This window comes from Pseudonocardia cypriaca (assembly GCF_006717045.1).
Lineage (GTDB): Bacteria > Actinomycetota > Actinomycetes > Mycobacteriales > Pseudonocardiaceae > Pseudonocardia > Pseudonocardia cypriaca.
Genome location: NZ_VFPH01000001.1, coordinates 2010960 through 2026955, shown reverse-complemented (window position 1 = coordinate 2026955; position 15996 = coordinate 2010960). Strand labels below are relative to the sequence as shown.

The 15996-nt window shown below is 72.8% G+C and carries 16 protein-coding genes; 8 read left to right on the top strand and 8 right to left on the bottom strand.

All coding sequences use genetic code 11. From position 1 onward, the window contains the following. The first annotated feature begins 13 nt into the window (after nucleotides 1-13). Entirely contained in the window at nucleotides 14-1723 is a 1710-nt protein-coding gene (locus FB388_RS09610; RefSeq protein ID WP_142099546.1) for a DEDD exonuclease domain-containing protein, read from the top strand. Here the strand turns inward: FB388_RS09610 and FB388_RS09605 are convergent. Beyond that, nucleotides 1720-4278: an ATP-binding protein gene (locus tag FB388_RS09605; RefSeq protein ID WP_142099543.1), complete on the bottom strand. Its 2559-nt coding sequence runs from the start codon at nucleotides 4276-4278 to the stop codon at nucleotides 1720-1722. The genes FB388_RS09610 and FB388_RS09605 overlap by 4 nt on opposite strands. Before the next feature lie 85 nt (nucleotides 4279-4363). Here FB388_RS09605 and FB388_RS09600 point away from each other — a divergent pair, with 85 nt between their 5' ends. Continuing rightward, nucleotides 4364-4642 (top strand): Lrp/AsnC family transcriptional regulator, encoded by a 279-nt coding sequence (locus FB388_RS09600; protein ID WP_142099541.1) that lies wholly within the window; start codon nucleotides 4364-4366, stop codon nucleotides 4640-4642. A 134-nt stretch (nucleotides 4643-4776) separates the two neighbouring features. Here the strand turns inward: FB388_RS09600 and trpD are convergent, their stop codons facing one another. Both trpD and FB388_RS09590 read right to left on the bottom strand, forming a co-directional pair. Continuing rightward, nucleotides 4777-5823 carry an anthranilate phosphoribosyltransferase gene (trpD, locus tag FB388_RS09595; protein WP_142099539.1) on the bottom strand — a complete coding sequence of 349 codons (1047 nt, stop codon included), beginning with the start codon at nucleotides 5821-5823 and terminating at the stop codon, nucleotides 4777-4779. Beyond that, entirely contained in the window at nucleotides 5816-6238 is a 423-nt protein-coding gene (locus tag FB388_RS09590; protein WP_142099537.1) for a hypothetical protein, read from the bottom strand. The genes trpD and FB388_RS09590 overlap by 8 nt, the downstream gene beginning before the upstream one ends. Before the next feature lie 77 nt (nucleotides 6239-6315). Here FB388_RS09590 and ctaE point away from each other — a divergent pair, with 77 nt between their 5' ends. The 4 genes from ctaE to qcrB are packed head-to-tail and all read left to right on the top strand — an operon-like array spanning nucleotide 6316 to nucleotide 10644. Further along, nucleotides 6316-6936 (top strand): aa3-type cytochrome oxidase subunit III, encoded by a 621-nt coding sequence (ctaE, locus tag FB388_RS09585; RefSeq protein WP_142099535.1) that lies wholly within the window; start codon nucleotides 6316-6318, stop codon nucleotides 6934-6936. A gap of 32 nt (nucleotides 6937-6968) precedes the next feature. After that, nucleotides 6969-7811, top strand: a complete 843-nt coding sequence (gene qcrC, locus FB388_RS09580; RefSeq protein WP_142099533.1) for a cytochrome bc1 complex diheme cytochrome c subunit — start codon at nucleotides 6969-6971, stop codon at nucleotides 7809-7811. Further along, the gene (qcrA, locus tag FB388_RS09575) at nucleotides 7808-8968 is read left to right on the top strand and encodes a cytochrome bc1 complex Rieske iron-sulfur subunit (RefSeq protein WP_142099531.1); all 1161 of its coding nucleotides are present in this window, start codon (nucleotides 7808-7810) and stop codon (nucleotides 8966-8968) included. The genes qcrC and qcrA overlap by 4 nt, the downstream gene beginning before the upstream one ends. After that, nucleotides 8965-10644: a cytochrome bc1 complex cytochrome b subunit gene (gene qcrB, locus FB388_RS09570; RefSeq protein WP_142099529.1), complete on the top strand. Its 1680-nt coding sequence runs from the start codon at nucleotides 8965-8967 to the stop codon at nucleotides 10642-10644. The genes qcrA and qcrB overlap by 4 nt, the downstream gene beginning before the upstream one ends. Before the next feature lie 132 nt (nucleotides 10645-10776). On the opposite strand, the gene FB388_RS09565 is transcribed toward qcrB, so the two are convergent. The 4 genes from FB388_RS09565 to FB388_RS09550 are packed head-to-tail and all read right to left on the bottom strand — an operon-like array spanning nucleotide 10777 to nucleotide 13140. After that, nucleotides 10777-11919, bottom strand: coding sequence for a glycosyltransferase 87 family protein (locus tag FB388_RS09565; RefSeq protein WP_142099526.1), 1143 nt, complete (start codon nucleotides 11917-11919; stop codon nucleotides 10777-10779). A 3-nt stretch (nucleotides 11920-11922) separates the two neighbouring features. Then, a complete protein-coding gene (locus tag FB388_RS09560; protein WP_142099524.1) occupies nucleotides 11923-12132 on the bottom strand; it encodes a DUF397 domain-containing protein in 210 nt (69 codons plus the stop codon). Further along, nucleotides 12129-12329, bottom strand: a complete 201-nt coding sequence (locus FB388_RS09555; RefSeq protein WP_142099522.1) for a DUF397 domain-containing protein — start codon at nucleotides 12327-12329, stop codon at nucleotides 12129-12131. The genes FB388_RS09560 and FB388_RS09555 overlap by 4 nt, the downstream gene beginning before the upstream one ends. Before the next feature lie 16 nt (nucleotides 12330-12345). Next, complete coding sequence (locus FB388_RS09550; protein WP_170225547.1) at nucleotides 12346-13140, bottom strand: helix-turn-helix domain-containing protein; 795 nt, start codon at nucleotides 13138-13140, stop codon at nucleotides 12346-12348. A gap of 396 nt (nucleotides 13141-13536) precedes the next feature. On the opposite strand from FB388_RS09550, the gene FB388_RS39315 reads away from it, so the two are divergent. Both FB388_RS39315 and FB388_RS09540 read left to right on the top strand, forming a co-directional pair. Then, entirely contained in the window at nucleotides 13537-13887 is a 351-nt protein-coding gene (locus FB388_RS39315) for an STAS domain-containing protein (RefSeq protein WP_170225546.1), read from the top strand. A 39-nt stretch (nucleotides 13888-13926) separates the two neighbouring features. Beyond that, entirely contained in the window at nucleotides 13927-14949 is a 1023-nt protein-coding gene (locus FB388_RS09540) for a TIGR03617 family F420-dependent LLM class oxidoreductase (RefSeq protein WP_142099516.1), read from the top strand. 642 nt (nucleotides 14950-15591) lie between these two features. Here the strand turns inward: FB388_RS09540 and FB388_RS09535 are convergent. Further along, the gene (locus tag FB388_RS09535) at nucleotides 15592-15975 is read right to left on the bottom strand and encodes a helix-turn-helix domain-containing protein (RefSeq protein WP_142099514.1); all 384 of its coding nucleotides are present in this window, start codon (nucleotides 15973-15975) and stop codon (nucleotides 15592-15594) included. Nucleotides 15976-15996 lie beyond the last annotated feature (21 nt).

Here is a 15996-nt window from a genome sequence, read left to right as displayed (position 1 = left end):
AGCGTCCGCGCCCGTGCCTCCCCGCTCCTCCCAGTTGACGTTCGACGAGCTCGGCACCCCGCTGCGCGAAGTCACGTTCGTCGTGCTCGACCTGGAGACCACGGGCGGGTCCGCGGGGAACGACTCGATCACCGAGATCGGCGCGGTGAAGGTGCGTGGTGGCGAGCGCATCGGTGAGCTCGCCACGCTCGTCGACCCGGGCACCGGCGTGCCGCCCGGCATCGTCGCGCTCACCGGCATCACCACCGCGATGATCACCGGCGCGCCGCGGCTGCCGGAGGTGCTGCCGTCCGTGCTGGAGTTCCTGCGCGGCGCGGTGCTGGTCGCCCACAACGCCCCGTTCGACTCCGGGTTCCTGCGCGCTGCGTGCGAGCGGCACGGCCAGCTCTGGCCCCGGCCGCCCGTGCTGTGCACGGCGCGGCTCGCCAGGGCCGTGCTGTCCCACGACGAGGCCCCGAGCGTCCGGCTGGGTGCACTCGCCGAGCTCTTCGGCACGGCCACGCGCCCCACCCACCGCGCGCTCGCCGACGCCCGCGCCACCGTCGAGGTCCTGCACCGCCTGCTGGAGCGCGTCGGCAACCTCGGCGTGCAGAGCCTGGAGGAGCTGCTCGCGCTCGCGAAGGAGTCGGCGCCCCACCGGCCCACCCAGCAGCAGCGGAAGAAGCGGGTGCTGGCCGAGGGGGTGCCGTCGGCGCCGGGGGTGTACCTGTTCCGGGGCCCGCGCGACGAGGTGCTGTACGTCGGCACCAGCGGCGACCTGCAGCGGCGCGTCCGCAGCTACTTCACCTCCGGCGAGCGGCGCAGGCGCGTGCGCGACATGGTGGCCATCGCCGAACGCGTCGACACCGTCGTCTGCGCCCACGCCCTGGAGGCCGCGGTGCGCGAGCTGCGGCTCATCGCGGCGCACCACCCGCGCTACAACCGCCGGTCCAAGCGCCCGCACCACACCTGGTGGGTCGTGCCCACGGCCGAGGCGTTCCCGCGGCTGTCGGTCGTCACCGGGCCCCGCGACGGCGCGCTCGGGCCGTTCGCGTCCCGGCGGGCGGCCGCCGCGGCCGTCGACACCGTGCTCGACGTCGTGCCGCTGCGCCCCTGCACCCAGCGCATCCCGGCGAAGGGCGCATCGGCCGCCCCGTGCGCGCTGCACGAGATGGGCCGCTGTGCCGCGCCGTGCGCGGGCCTGCAGACACCCGAGGAGTACGCGCCCGCCGTCCACGCGCTGGCCGACCTGGTCGAGGGCCGCGACGACGCACCCCTGCACACCGTGGCAGCCGAGATCGACGCGCTCGCCGCGAAGGAACGGTTCGAAACCGCGGCACGCAGGCGCGACCAGCTGGCGGCGCTGATCCTCGGCCTCGGGCGGTCGCAGCGGCTCGCCGCGCTCGCCTCGCTGCCGGAGGTGGTCGGCGCGCGGCCCGACGGCAGCCGGGGGTGGGAGATCGCCGTGGTGCGGTACGGGCGGCTCGCCGCCGCCGGGGTCGCCCGGCGGGGTGTCGCGCCGATGCCGGTGATCGACGCGCTGCGGCTCGGCGCCCAGATCGTCCTGCCCGGCCCCGGCCCGCTGCGCGGCGCGCCGGTCGAGGAGGTCCGCCTGCTGCACCGGTGGTTCACCACCGGGGGCACGCGCCTGGTCGCCAGCGAACCGGCGTGGACCGAACCCGCCCGCGGCGCAGGCGTGTGGCGGGCGTGGGCGGAGCGGGCCCGGCCGCTGGAGGTGGACTAGGCAGGGCCGTCCGAGGGCTGGTCGAGCTCGCTGAGGTGGGCGCCGATCGCCGAGGCGGTCACTCCGTCCTGGTAGGTGAGGTCGGCGTCGAGATCCGCGAGGCCGAGCTCCGTGAGGATGTCCAGGGCGTGCTCCCAGTGGCTGCGGGCATGCTCTCGTCGGCCCAGTGCACGGCAGGCGTGGGCGAGACCGTCGTGGGCGCAGACCTCCCCGAGGGCGTTGCCGTACGCCGTCGCGAGGTCGAGCGCCCGGCCGAAACGGGCCAGCGCCTGCTCTGCACGCCCGGCCGCGCAGGCGACCCGGCCGAGACCGTGCACGGCTTCGTACTCCCAGTACGGGTAGCCGACCTCCCGGGCGAGGTCGAGGACCTGCTGGTAGTACTCGCCGGCCTGGCGGTCGTGACCTTGCTGGTGGTAGGCACGCGCCATGCCGATCAGGCAGCCGAGCCTGCTGCGCTGGTCGCCGGCGGCCCGAGCGATGTGCAGCGCCTCGTCGAAGCAGGCGATGGCCAGGTCGAGCCGACCCTGCATCCCGTGCACGTGAGCGAGGCCGTGCAGCCCGAGCCATTCGCGGTCGCTGTCGCCGGTGGCGCGAGCGAGGGCGAGGCATCGCTCGAACTCGTCCATGGCCGGCCCACCGCGCCGCAGGTGGTACCAGCCGGCGTCGTACAGCGCGTCCATCTCGGCTCCGTGGTCCGAGGCGTGCCGAGCGATCTCGCGCGCGGCCGCGAAGTGCTCGGCGACGCGGTCGTGCGCTCCCTGCAGGTTCCGGATGTGGCCGAGGGTCGTCAACGCCCTCACCTCCCCGGCGTGATGGCCGGCGGCGCGCGCAGTGGCCACCGCGAGCTCCAAGAGCTCGACGGCTCGCTCCGGCCGGCCGCGGGACCACCAGTGGACCTGGCCGAGCAGGACCAGCGCGTCGGCTTCGCCGCGGCCGTCACCGGCGGCCCGGGCCGCGGCGAGCGCGTGCTCGTGCAGGGTCACGGCGTCGCCGCTGTGCCCCTGGTCGTTCAGGTGGCGCTGGAGGGTGGCGCCCAGGCGCAGGGCGTCGTCGGGCCGGCCGTGCTCGGCGGCGTGCTTCGCGACGGCGACCAGGTTCGGCAGCTCGCCGCTGAGCCATGCGGCAGCGCGGACCGCGTCGGCGAAGGAGGGGGTCGGTGTGCGTACCGGCGGCAGGCGCGGCCGCCGGTTCCGTTCGAGCGGGTAGGCGACGTCCATCGCCACCGCCGCCGTTCGCAGGTAGTGGTCGAGCAGCCGCGTGACCGCGGCCCGGCGGTCGGGCTCGGTGTCGTCGCGGAGCGCCGCCGCCCGCGCGTGGTCGCGCACGAGGTCGTGGAACCCGAACCGGCCCGGCGACGGCTCCTGCAGCAGGTGTGCGTCGACGAGCTGCTCGATCAGCCGGCCGGTGTCGTCCAGGTCGGTGTCGAGGAGGGCTGCGGCGGCGTACCGGTCGAGCTCCCCGCCGGGGTGCAGCGCCAGCAATCGGTACGCGCGCCGCAGCTGCGGGTCGAGGTCCCGGCAGGACGACTCCAGCGCGGCGGCCACACTGCGCGGGCCAGCCTCGATCTCGCCCAGGCGATGCCGCTGGTCGCGCAGCCGCTCCACGAGGTACTCGGCGGACCACGCGGGACGCGCGCGCAGACGGGCGGCGGCGATCCGCACCGCGAGCGGGAGCCGCCCGCACAGCTCGACGACCTCCGCCAGCGCCTCGGCGGACACCCCGGCCGTCCGGCCGTCCCCGGCGGCGTCGACGAACAGGGCGACGGCGTCGGGTTGCGGGAGCACGTCCAGCGACACGACCCGGGTCTGGTCCAGGCCGACCAGCCTGCGGCGGCTGGTCACCACCACCAGGCAACCGGCCGTCCCGGGCAGCAACGGCACCACCTGTGCCTCGCTCGCCGCGTTGTCCAGCAGGACCAGGACCTTCCGGCCGGCCATCCGGCTCCGGTACATGGCGGCGCGGTCGTCCAGCTCGTCCGGGATCTGATCACCCGGCACCCCGAGCGCCCGCAGCATCCGGTCCAGCGCGTCACCCGGCACGACCGGCGCCACGCCATCCGTGTAGCCGTGCAGGTCCAGGAACAGCTGCCCGTCCGGGAAGTGGCCCGCCATCCGGTGCGCGGCGTGCAACGCGAGCGCCGTCTTCCCGATACCGGCCATCCCGTCGATCGACGTGATCACCACCGTCGACACGTCGGGGATCCGCTCCAGGTCCGCCGACTCCGCCGTCCGTCCGGTGAACGCCGGAGGGGGCGCGGGGAGCTGCCGCGGCACCGCGCCCGGGGGCCGCGACGGGAACGCGGCGAACCGCGCGGGCGGGGTTCCCGCCTCGAGCACACCCGTGTTCCGCGCCGCACCGATCAGGGAGGCCCGTTCCGCCTCGGTCAGGCCGAGCGCGGCCGCGAGCCGCTCGAGCGAGGAGCTCCGCGGCCGGGCCGCGGCACCCGACTCCAGCCGCCGGATCGACCGGACGCTGATGCCGGATCGCTCGGCCAGCTGCTCCTGGGTCAACAGCGCACGCTCGCGCCATGCCCGCAGGCTCGCGCCGATGGCCACGATGGATCACCCCTCGGGGTGTCAGGCTACGGGCGCGGCCGGAACCACTAGTCTCGCGTTCAGTCCGAGACCCGAGGGAGCCGTCGTGATCACCGCGATCGTCCTGGTGCACACCGCCGCCGACCGCATCCCCGAGACGGCGCAGGCCATCGCCGACCTCGACGGGGTGGCCGAGGTCTACTCCTGCGCCGGCGACGTCGACCTGATCGCCGTCGTGAAGGTCGCCGAGCACGACCAGCTCGCCGACGTGATCGCGGGGCGCCTCAGCAAGATCGAGGGGGTGCGGCGCACCGACACCCACATCGCCTTCCGCTCCTACTCCCGCGCCGACACCGAGGCCGGCTTCTCCGTCGGCCTCGACTGAACCCGACTCGCACGCACCCAGACCGCGACTCGCGGGTCGTGGGGCACCCCACCTCCGCGAGTCGCGGTCTCAGTGCACGCGAGTCGCGGTCTGGATGTACGCGAGTCGCGGTCGGGGTGCACGCGAGTCGCGCTCTACGCCTTGCGCGCGGTCGAGACCTCGACCCACCGGGTCAGCAGGCGTTCGGCCGCGCCGGAGTCGATCGCAGCAGCGGCCCGTTCGAGCGCCACGGGGAAGGCGTCCGCCAGCTGCGCGGGCGGCCCGTCGAACGCCACCAGCGCGCCGGCGGCGTTGAGCAGCACCGCGTCGCGCACCGCCCCGGTGCGGCCGCCGACGAGCGCGCGGAAGACGTCGGCGTTGTCGGCGGGGCTACCGCCGCGCAGCGACTCCCGGGTGGCGGGGGCGAGGCCGAACGCGGCCGGGTCGAGGCTCTCCCGCCGCACCTGCCCGCCGGAGACCACCCAGACGGTGCTCGTGGTCGTGGTGGTGAGCTCGTCGAGGCCGTCGTCGCCGCGCACCACGAGCGCGGACGCCCCGCGCCCAGCGAGCACCTCGGCGATCACGGGGGCGAGCCGGGGATCGGCGCACCCGACGAGCGCTGCGGCCGGCTGGGCCGGGTTGGTGAGCGGCCCGAGCACGTTCATCGCCGTCGGAACGCCCAGCTCGCGCCGCGGGCCGGCCGTGTGCCGGAAGCTGGGGTGGAACACCGGGGCGAAGCAGAAGCCGATCCCGGCCTCGGCCACGCAGGCCACCACCGCTTCTGGCGCCAGGTCGATCGCGACGCCGAGCGCCTCGAGCACGTCCGCCGCCCCGCTGGACGACGACGCGGCCCGGTTGCCGTGCTTCACGACCGGCGCCCCGGCGGCCGCGACGACCACAGCGGTCATCGTGGAGATGTTGACGGTGTGGGCCTGGTCGCCGCCGGTGCCGACGACGTCGACGGCCGGGCCGGGCACGCTGATGCGCCGGGCGTGGCGCAGCATCGCCTCCGCGAGCCCGGCGATCTCGGCGGCCGTCTCGCCCTTGGCCCGCAGCGCGACGAGGAACCCGGCGAGCTGGGCCGGGGTGGCCTCGGCCGAGAGCACCCGGTCCATCACCCACGCCGTGTCGGCGGACCCCAGGTGCTCACCCCTGAGCAGCCGGCCGAGCAGCCCCGGCCAGCTGAGGCTGCTCTCAGCCACGGAGCGCGACGGACGCCGACCGCCGCAGCACGTCGGCCACCGTCTCGGCGGCGGTGAGCGGGTCGAGCGGGTGCACGAGCACCGCGTCGGCCTGGGACCAGGTGGCGAGCCAGCGGTCGTCGCGCCTGCGCACCGTGATGATGACCGGCGGGCAGTCGTCGATCTCGTCCTTCAGCTGGCGGGAGATGCCCATGCCGCCGGTGGGCTGGGCCTCTCCGTCGAGGATCAGGAGGTCGAACTCGCCTGCGTCGGCCCCCTGGAGCACCTCCGCGATGCCGCTCGCCTCGTGGAAGCGGACGCGGGGGAGGTCGGGCGCCGGGCGCCGGCCGATCGCCGTGGTGATGGCCTCCCGGACCTCCGGGCGGTGGCTGAATACCAGCACGGTCAGGGTCTCGTGCGCGACGGGGCTGCTCACACCGTGGAACTGTAGTGCGACGTGCTCGTCCGCCCCGTCCCGCCTGCCCCGGGGGTAAAGACGACAGGCTGTAGAAGATGGTTCATACTGCCCCGGTGACGACTGCGGCTCCCACCATCAGCGCGCGCATCCACTCGCTGAACCGCCCGAACCTGGTCAGCGTCGGCACCATCGTCTGGCTGTCCAGCGAGCTGATGTTCTTCGCCGGGCTGTTCGCGATCTACTTCACCGCCCGCGCGCAGAACCCGCCGGACCTGCCGTGGCCGCCCCACACGCACCTCGACGTCCCCTACGCGCTCGTGGTGACGATCGTTCTCGTCGCGTCGTCGTTCACCTGCCAGTTCGGGGTGTTCGCGGCGGAGCGCGGTGACGTGTACGGGCTGCGCCGCTGGTACCTGCTGACCTTGCTCATGGGCACGTTCTTCGTGCTCGGGCAGGCCAACGAGTACCGGACGCTGGTCGAGGAGGGCACGACGCTGTCCTCCGACGCGTACGGCACCGTCTTCTACCTGGCCACCGGCTTCCACGGCCTGCACGTCACCGGTGGGCTCGTCGCGTTCGTCTACCTGCTGATCCGCACCAAGCTCAGCAAGTTCACGCCGCAGCAGGCCACCGCCGCGATCGTCGTGTCCTACTACTGGCACTTCGTGGACGTCGTGTGGATCGGCCTGTTCACCGTCATCTACTTCATCCGCTGATACCCGACCGTTAGGGCTGGACGACGCCGACGATGACCACCACACCCCCTTCGAGGAAGCCCCGTGGGCCGCGCAGCCGGTTCCGCCGCCGCGTGGCGGGCGCGCTTGCGCTGGGGATCGGCCTGCTCACCGCGGGTGGCCTGTACGCCGCCTTCGCGCCTCAGCCGCAGGTGGCCACGGCGCAGGAAGGCGACGCCGCGCTGATCGCGCAGGGCGAGCAGCTGTACAACAACTCCTGCGTCACCTGCCACGGCTCCAACCTGCAGGGCGTGGAGGACCGCGGGCCGAGCCTCATCGGCGTCGGTGACGCGGCCGTCTACTTCCAGGTCTCGACCGGGCGCATGCCGCTGGCCCGCCAGGAGGCCCAGGCGCAGCGCAAGCCGCCGGTCGCCCAGTTCGACCCGAACAGCCCCGAGGGCCAGCACAACCTCGACGCGCTCGGCGCGTTCGTGCAGGCCAACGGCGGCGGGCCCACGCGGCCGAACGTCGAGGGCCTCGCCCTGCGCGGCGACGACCCGGCGCGGGGCGGGGAGCTGTTCCGCCTCAACTGCGCCTCCTGCCACAACTTCACCGGACGCGGTGGGGCCCTGTCCTCGGGGAAGTACGCGCCGACGCTCGACCCGGCCACCGAGATGGACATCTACACGGCGATGCTCACGGGCCCGCAGAACATGCCCAAGTTCTCCGACCGGCAGCTCGCGCCGGAGGAGAAGGAGGACATCATCGCCTACGTCACGTCGGTGACGAACGGGAACAACAACCCGGGCGGCAACCCGCTGGGCGGGATCGGGCCGGTCTCCGAGGGCCTGATCGCCTTCATCGTCGGCATCGCCGCAATGGTCGGCGTCGCAATGTGGCTGGGGGCCAAGTCATGACCACCTCGCACCAGCACCCACCTGCGCTCGGCACCGAGAACCCGCAGCCGCCGGTGCCGACGGCGTCCGAGGTCGAGGACATGTCCGTCGAGGAGCGCGCGCGGCTCGCCGGGATCCTGGACGACGTCGACGTCGTCCACAACCAGCGGAAGTGGCCGATCCCCGGCACGCGTGCCGAGAAGCGCGCCGAGCGGGCCGTCGCCCTGTGGTTCGTGATCTCCGCGGTGTCCGGCCTCGCGTTCCTCGCCGCGTTCCTGTTCTGGCCGTACGAGTACGTGGCGCCGGGCGAACCCGGCTACACGCTCTACACGCTCTACACCCCGATCGTCGGTTTCACGTTCGGGCTCGCGGTGCTCGCCCTCGGGATCGGCGTCATCGCCTACATCAAGAAGTTCTTCCCCGACGAGGTGTCGGTCCAGCAGCGTCACGACGGCGCATCCGACGACGTCGCCCGGCTCACCGTCACCGCGCAGCTGGTCAAGGCGGGTCAGGACACCAGCATCGCTCGGCGCAAGCTGATCATCCGGGCCGCCGGTGGCGCCGCGGGCGTGCTCGGCCTCGGGCTGGGCATCGCGGCCGTCGCGCCGCTGGTGCGCAACCCGTGGAAGGGCGGCGACAACGCCGCGCTGTGGGTCACCGGGTGGAAGCCGGTCAACGGCGAGACCGTCTACCTGCGCCGTGACACCGGCGACCCGCACGAGGTCTCGCTGGTCCGCCCCGAGGACCAGGCGCCCGGCTCCATGGAGACGGTGTTCCCGTTCCGCGAGGCCGACCGCGAGGACGAGGAGGCGCTGATCGCCGGGCTCCGCGGCTCGGACACCCCGGTCATGCTGATCCGCCTGCGGCCCGACCAGCAGGTCGTGCAGCGGGCCGGCCACGAGAACTTCCACTACGGCGACTACTACGCCTACTCCAAGATCTGCACCCACCTGGGCTGCCCGACCTCGCTGTACGAGTCGCAGACCAACCGGATCCTCTGCCCGTGCCACCAGACGCAGTTCCTGGCCACGGAATACGCGAGGCCGGTCTTCGGTCCGGGAACCAGGCCGCTCCCCCAGCTTCCGATTACAGTCAACGACGAGGGATACCTCGTCGCCACCGGCGACTTCGCCGAGCCCGTCGGCCCGGCCTTCTGGGAGCGGAGGTACAACCCGTGAGCGCCCTCACCACGCCGACAGGCTCGGGTGCCAACGCCAAGGTGGTCAGCGCCCTCGACGAGCTCGACCAGCGCTACCACCCGGCAGCGGGCATGCGGAAGCAGTTCAACAAGGTCTTCCCGACCCACTGGTCGTTCATGCTCGGTGAGGTCGCGCTCTACAGCTTCATCGTGCTGCTGCTGTCGGGCACCTACCTCGCGATCTTCTTCGACCCCTCCATGGAGGAGGTCACGTACGACGGCGTGTTCGAGAACCTGCGCGGCATCCACATGTCGCGGGCGTTCGAGAGCTCGCTGCAGATCTCCTTCGACGTCCGCGGCGGCCTGTTCATCCGGCAGGTGCACCACTGGGCGGCGCTGCTGTTCATGGCCGCGATGGTCGTGCACATGTTCCGCACCTTCTTCACCGGCGCCTTCCGCAAGCCGCGCGAGGCCAACTGGGTGATCGGCGTGCTGCTGCTGTTCCTCGGCTTCTTCGCCGGGTTCACCGGCTACTCGCTGCCCGACGACCTGCTGTCCGGCACCGGGCTGCGGATCGCCTCCGGCTTCACCCTCGCCGTGCCGGTGGTCGGCACCTGGACCCACTGGGCGCTGTTCGGCGGCGAGTTCCCCGGCACCGAGATCATCCCGCGCATCTACATCGCGCACGTGCTGCTCATCCCGGGCATCCTGCTCGCGCTGATCGCGGTGCACGTCGGGCTGGTCTGGTACCAGAAGCACACCCAGTTCCCCGGTCCGGGCCGCACGGAGGGCAACGTCGTCGGCGTCCGCATCCTCCCGGCGTTCGCGGCCAAGGGCGGCGCGTTCTTCGCGGTCACGGTGGGCGTGCTCGGGCTCATGGGCGGCCTCTTCCAGATCAACCCGATCTGGAACTTCGGGCCCTACAACCCGGCCCACATCTCGGCCGGTTCCCAGCCCGACTGGTACGTGCTGTTCACCGAGGGCATGCTGCGGATCTTCCCGCCGTGGGACATCTACCTCGGCGACTACAACGTCCCTCCGGCGTTCTGGGCGAGCCCGGCGTTCCTCCCGATGCTCTACGTCATCGCGGGCGCCTACCCCTGGATCGAGAAGCGGTTCACGAAGGACAACGCCCTGCACAACCTGCTGCAGCGCCCGCGGGACGTGCCGGTGCGCACGTCGCTGGGCGTCATGGGCATCTCCTTCTACACGGTGCTGGTCCTGTCGGGCAGCAACGACTTGATCGCCTACTTCTTCGACGTCTCGCTCAACGCCACCACCTGGGCGGGCCGCATCGGGGTGCTGGTGGTCCCGCCGATCGCGTACTGGGTGACCTACCGGATCTGCCTCGGGCTGCAGCGCTCCGACCGGGCGGTGCTCGAGCACGGCATCGAGACCGGCATCATCAAGCGGCTGCCGCACGGTGAGTTCATCGAGGTGCACCAGCCGCTGGGCGGTGTCGACGCACACGGCCACGCGATCCCGCTGGAGTACCAGGGCGCCCCGGTGCCCAAGCGGATGAACCAGCTCGGCATGGGTGGCTCGCCGGTCGCCGGCTCGCTGCTCACGCCGGACCCGGCCGAGGAGACCTTGGCCCTCGAGCGGGCCCGGCACGAGGAGGCCGAGGCCGAGGCCGCCGCCCGCAACGGGCACCGGCCCGGCGACGACGAGCGGGAGTCCCGCTCCGTCGAGCGCGAGGCGCTCGGCCAGCAGTAGGCAGTGACGACACGAAGGCCCCGCCGGTCCGCCCGGCGGGGCCTTCGTCGTTCCCGGGGCCGCTCGCACACCGACTTCTGCGCCGGCACACCGGTTGCAGTCGGTGTGCGAGCACCGCATTCGGTGTGTCGGTCAGCCGCCGGCGAGTATGACCGCGTGCTCGCGCGAGCGGGGTCGAACGGCCCGGGCCGCCGTGGCGGCCAGCAGCGCGAGGAAGAGCAGCAGGTAGGCGTCCGGCCAGAAGGAGATCAGGCCGGTGGCCGGGATGGGGCCGACCACCGGGCCGGGCAGCGCCGTCACCACCGCGACCGTCGCCGCGAGCACCCCCACCAGCCCCGCGGCCGCCCGCCGATCCCCCGCCACGGCGCGGGCGCCGAGCAGCACCGCGAGGGGCACGACCCACACGTAGTGGTGCGACCACGCGAACGGCGCCAGCGCGGCCGAGGCGAGCCCGCACAGCGTCAGCGCGAGCACCTCCTCCCCCGCGCGGTGGGCCCGCACCGCGAGCACGATCGTCAGGACCCCGAGCGCGGCGGCGAGTGCCAGCCAGGGCAGGCCCGCCGCGCCGAGGCGGGCGAGCAGGCCGTTCAGGGAGTGGTTGCTGGGGCCGTCGACGGCGGAGATCCGGTCGGCCGCCAGGAACGTGCCGTCGAACCAGAACGCGACCGAGTCGGCGGGCGCGAACAGGAACCCCAGCCCGGCCGCCGCCACGAACGTCCCGATGGCCGTGCCCGCCGCCCGCCACCGCCCGGTGGCCACCAGGTACACGACGAACAGCAGCGGCGTCAGCTTCACGGCCGCGGCCAGGCCGACGCCCACGCCCCGCAGCCGGCTCCCCGGTCTGCCGAGCAGGTCGCCGGCCACGAGGGCGAGCAGCACGATGTTGATCTGGCCGAGGTAGAGCGTGGTGCGGACCGGGTCGAGCGCCGTCGCGAGCACCGCGAGCAGCGCGACCACCGGCCAGCCCGCGCGGGGCACGGACCGGTGCACCACGTACCCGAGCAGCGCGATCCCCGCGCCGGTCCACAGCACCTTGAGCAGGCCGAGCGGCAGCAGCGCGAGCGGCGCGAACAGGACGGCGGCGAACGGCGGGTAGACGAACGGCAGGTCCAGCAGCACGCCACCCCGGTAGAGCGGGGCGCCTGCGAGCACGTGCTCGCCGCCTGCGCGGTAGACCTGCAGGTCGATCAGCAGCGCGTGCGCGTCGGGCCACAGCGCGAACACCAGGGCCTGCGCGGCCACCACCAGCGCGGCGACCCCCGCGAGTGCACGCACCCGCTACTCGGGCAGGTCGAACTCGCCCGCGTCCACACCCTTCACGAACGCATCCCACTCGGCGGCCGTGTACACGTGCGGCTCGCAGTCCGGGTCGTCGGCCCGGCGCAGCGCGGCACCCCCGTCGGGCAGCCGGGCGATCTCGACGGCATCGTCGCTGGTGCTGGTGCTGCTGCGCATCCAGACGACGTCCTCGGGCACGCGCGAAGTCATGGGCGGTCGAACTCCCCGTTCCGGACGGCTGTGATGAAGGTCCGCCAAGCACCGGCGGAGTGCAGGTGCGGGGGGCGCGCACGATCCTTGGTGTCGCGGACGGCCACGCCGGTGGAGGTCGGGGCGACCTCGACGCAGCTCGCGCCGTTCTCACCGCTGAAGCTGCTCGTGCGCCAGTCGAGGCGATCCAGATCCACGGAAGCCCCTTCCTCATTACAACTCACCGGCGAGCCGGCAGATCATGTCCCGGGACTCGCCAGGGGCCAGCGCAAGGGTGCGCAGCCGGTCAAACTTCAGTCTAGCCAGCGTGACATCGGGTTCTTTCCACAGGTTCGTGGCACCGAGCGCGTGTTCGACGTACGCCATGTCCGGCTCGCCGAGATGGCTGAAGCTCAGCACGAGAAAGCCGGACGCGAGTGCCGGGTGAACTCCCTGCCCGGAGGGCAACACCTGCAGGCTCACCAGTGGCCACTCACTTGCCGTCTTCAGATGCGCGAGCTGCGCTCGGTGCACCGCGCGGCCTCCGACCGGGTTTCGCAGTACGGCCGCGTCGATGATCGCCACGAGTTGGAGAGGATCGTCGTCCGACTGCAGCCGCTCCTGCCGGATCATGCGGACCGCCAGATCACGCTCCCGGTCCTCGGCGGACCGCGGCAGCGGCGAAGCCTCGTACAGCACACGGCTGTATTCGGCCACCTGCAACAGCCCTGGCACGAAGCCCGATGCATATTCCTGCACCTGGGTGGCCTCGGTCTCGAAGCCGACGTAGGAGTTGTCGCCCAGCCCGTACGCCCGGTACCACGCCGGTTTCGCCGCCTCCCGCGCCAGCTCGAGCAGCTCGGTCCACTGCACCCCACCGACGTCGAACAGGTCGAGCATGCTCTTGACCAGGTGCACGTCGGCCTTCTGCTGCCCGTTCTCGATGCGGCTGAGCCTGCTCATCGAGGTGTCCAGCAGCGGCGCGGCCGCCTCCAGCGTGAACCCGGCCTGTTCCCGCAGCTCCCGCAACCTGCGTGCCAGGATGCGCCGCCTGATCGACGCCCCGTTCCGCTTCGCCCCCATGCGCCCTCCGCGTCCGGCCGATGACCGATCGTGGCATCGGGAACGGCAGAGGTGGGATTTCCACCCCCCATGATCGTTCAAAGACGCGCCCTGTGCGACCGCCCGACTCACGCCGCGCGCACACCGGAATCACCCGCGGACGCCCGACTCGCCGCGTCAGGATGCGCGACTCGCCGGGCCGCGGGGCACCGACCTTGCGCTCGGTGTCCGGCCGGTCACCGAAGTCACCGGGTCGTGGTGATCATCCTGCCGAGCTCGGTATTGACCTCTCGTGCTCATGGGGACACGCTGGGTGCTCGAAGGGTGAGGCGATGCCGAGGAGAAGGGGCCGATCGAGTGTTCGTGGCTGAGGTCAACGGTCGCCCGGGCGACGGGTACGTCGCCGTGCGGGTGACCGGTGACGTCGACACGGGCACCCGCGCCGAGCTGACGGACGCGCTGGAGCGCGCCCTCGCGGTCGGCGCGCCGTCCGTCCTCGTCGATCTCACCGGCGTGGCGTTCTTCGCCGCGGCCGGCGTGCACTGCGTCGAGCGCGCGGTGGGTGCGCTCGAAGCCCGCGGTGGTGCGGCCCACGTCGTCTGCCCGCGTCCCGGGGCCGCGTGGCGGGTGGTGTCGCTGCTCGGGCTGCAACGGCAGTGGCTGGTGCACCAGGACCTCGAGACCGCCGTCGCGGGGTGCATGGCAGGTCAGTGACCGGTGGCGATCCCGCCGCCGTCGTGATCGACTGACCCGATGAAGGTCGATGCGATGCTGCGGGGCGCTGGGATCGCCGAGCTGGCCGCGGAGGCGCGGGAGCGGGAGGCCGCCGGGATCGACGGCCTGTGGAGCTACGAGGGCCCCCACGACCCGTTCCTGCCGCTGATGCCGGTGGCCGAGCACACCTCCCGGGTGGCGGTGGGCACGGCCATCGCCGTGGCGTTCGCGCGCAACCCGATGAGCACGGCCTACGTCGCGAACGACCTGCAGGTCCACTCGGAGGGCCGGTTCCTGCTCGGCCTGGGCAGCCAGGTCAAGCCGCACATCGAACGCCGCTTCGCGATGCCGTGGAGCCACCCGGCCCGCCGGATGCGCGAGTACGTGCAGGCGCTGCAGGCGATCTGGGCGGCGTGGAACACCGGCGAGCGGCTCGCGTTCCGCGGCGAGTTCTACTCCCACACGTTGATGACACCGTTCTTCTCCCCCGCACCCAACCCGTATGGACCGCCCCCGGTGTACCTGGCCGCCGTCGGCGACCAGATGACGCGCGTGGCGGGCGAGGTGTGCGACGGCCTGCTCCCCCACCCCTTCACCACCGAGCGCTACCTGCGGGAGCACACCCTCCCGGTGCTGGCGGAGGGGCTCGCGGCGAGCGGGCGCAGCCGGGCCGGGTTCGCGATCTCCCATTCCGGGTTCGTCGTCTCCGGGGCCACGGAGGAGCAGATGGCGGCGGCCGCCCGCGGGGTGCGCGAGCAGATCGCCTTCTACGGCAGCACACCCGCGTACCGCCCGGTCCTCGACATGCACGGGTGGGGCGAGCTGGGCGTCGAGCTCAACCGGCTATCCCGCAGCACCGACGCCGACCGCTGGCAGCGCATGGGCGAGCTGATCGACGACGAGGTGCTGGGCGCGTTCGCGGTGGTGGCGGAACCGGACCGGCTGGGCGCCGCGATCCTCGCCCGCTTCGGCGGCCTCGTCGACCGGTTCACCTTCTACGCCCCGTTCGAGCACGACGCCGCCCTCTTCGCGCCCGCCACGGAGGCGATGCAGCGGGCGTGACCAGCGGGCGGTGATCGGCCGGCGATGGCGCCTACCTGTCCTTGTCCTCTGCGCTGGGTCATCTGGGGACGGATGCCCGTGGATGTGCTCCCATCGGGTGGATCTGCTCCCGAGCGACTGCGCAGCAGCCGGCGGGACGCGGCACCTGGCGGAAACGCGGATCACCGACACTTCCGTACGTCATGGGTCGAACGTCGCAGATCGCCTCGGGCGACTAGGCCTGACGCGTTGCATCTCGGCGGCCCTTGTCCCCCTCTTCGAGTAGGAGACCGCGGACGTCCGCGGTCGTGGGGACCAGGCGGGTGATGGGACGGAAGCCCCGGACCGCTCCTCGGGGCGAAGCGGAAGGATCGAATAGCGGATCGGAGGGGCGATCCAGGATCCGGGGGACGGCGAAAATGGCCTTGGTCGAACACGTCGACGCACCTGCCTGCCCACAGGACACCGGTCCGCTACCAGGGCCGTATCGCGGAGGGCTTCCGGCCAGCGCGCGGGGAGAGCCGCAGGCCCGGGGTTTGGAGGCGTTGGGGATGGCAGGGGGCCCGCGAGAGGGGTCGGAGTACCGGGCCGACGACGATCCGCGTCCGGATCTGCGCAGGCTCGCCGCAGAGCTGGACGGGTTGCTCCGAACCGTGGGGGACGTCAGGGCTTCGCGCCTTCGGCAGCTAGCTGACGCTCGATCTGCTCGACGCGATCCCGCAGCTCCCGGATCTCCCGGCTCAGACCGTCCAGGGCCTGCAACACCGGATCCCTGACCTCGTCGTCGTGCGGCTCCGGCCGGTCACCACGCAGCACCTGGTGGAGGTAGCCGGCGGGCCACCCCAGCGCCTCCGACACCGCGGCGAGCGTCTGGGGTCGGCGGCGGCGCGGGTTGAGGTTGTGCTGCAGCTCCCGGATCGTCGTCAGCGACAACCGCGCGCGGGACGCGACGTCCATCTGCGTCATGCGGGTCTCGGCCATGCGGTTCCGGATCGCCTCTGCGACCGAGTTCCAGTCCTCGTCGCCCGCACGTTCCGCGTCGGTCACGCGCAGAGCCTAGGGCCAGAG